Genomic DNA, 1163 nt, shown 5'->3' with positions numbered 1-1163 from the left:
ACTATGGGAGCAGGCAATGCCCACCTCAAACTAAAAATTTCCAAGGGTGAGGCGAGTTTTGAAGTGGTGGCCTTTGGACAAGGTAGATGGGCAACAGAGTTTGCCCAAACAAAAAACCTAGAATTGGCAGTCACCTTGTCTGTCAACCAATGGAATGGGCAAACTGCTTTGCAGTTGATGATGGTAGATGCGCGTGTGGAAGGTGTTCAACTCTTTAACATTCGTGGGAAGAACGCAGTCTTGCCAGAAGGGGTTCCGGTCTTGGATTTCTCTGGAGAGGTGCCAGATCTAGCGACCAGCGACGCGATTGTTGTGAAAACTATTCCAGAAGATATTACCTTGCTGAAGACCATTTTTCAGGAACAAAATTTCTCTGCGGTCTATTTCAAAAACGACATAGACAAGGCCTACTATTTAACAGGTTATGGGACTAGAGAACAGTTTGCTAAATTGTACAAGACTATTTACCAGTTTCCAGAGTTTGATATTCGCTACAAGCTGAAGGATCTGGCGGCTTATCTCAATATCCAACAAATCTTGCTGGTCAAGATGATTCAAGTATTTGAAGAGCTGGGCTTTGTGACGATCAAAGATGGTGTCATGACAGTCAATAAAGAAGCGCCAAAGAGGGAGATTGGAGAAAGTCAGATATACCAAAAACTTAAACAAACCGTCAAAGATCAAGAAATGATGGCGCTGGGGACAGTGCAAGAAATGTATGATTTTTTGAAAGGATAATCATGAAGTCTTTAAAGAAAATTTCAAGCTGGATTGTTAAAGATAAAGTAATAGTAATATTCTTTTTTGTGTCTTTTTTACCTATATTGTATGCTGTTGTAAAAATTGTTTTAAAAACGCACTTTGGAACTGAAGATTTTGGTATTAATTTGAGAAAAACAATAGACTTTGATTGGTTAGCTTATTATGGGTCAATTATTGGGAGTTATTTGATTGTATATACTCTAAAGAATGAAAATACAAAATATAGGGAAGAAAAACGTGACTCAGTTAGACCAATATTGAATGTTGGATTAAATTATGAACAAATGGGAAGTAAAGATAAACATAAACATACCTCTAATTGTTTAAAAATAGATTCAGAACAAGGCAAGAAACAAGGCAAGAAACAAGGCAAGAAACAAGGCAAGAAACAAGGCAAGAAA

General features: G+C 37.5%; 1 protein-coding gene and 1 pseudogene. Both read left to right on the top strand.

Annotated elements, in window-relative coordinates; translation table 11 throughout:
* Positions 1-738 (top strand): single-stranded-DNA-specific exonuclease C-terminal domain-containing protein (locus GMD6S_RS09280; RefSeq protein ID WP_008294458.1); only part of this gene is annotated, 738 nt, incomplete at its 5' end.
* Positions 739-740: 2 nt separating this feature from the next.
* Positions 741-1163, top strand: a pseudogene (locus GMD6S_RS09275) (hypothetical protein); the annotation flags it as partial.

This window comes from Streptococcus sp. GMD6S (genome assembly GCF_000297015.1).
The sequence above is the reverse complement of the archived record's forward strand: the minus strand, read 5'-3'. Positions and strand labels throughout refer to the sequence as shown.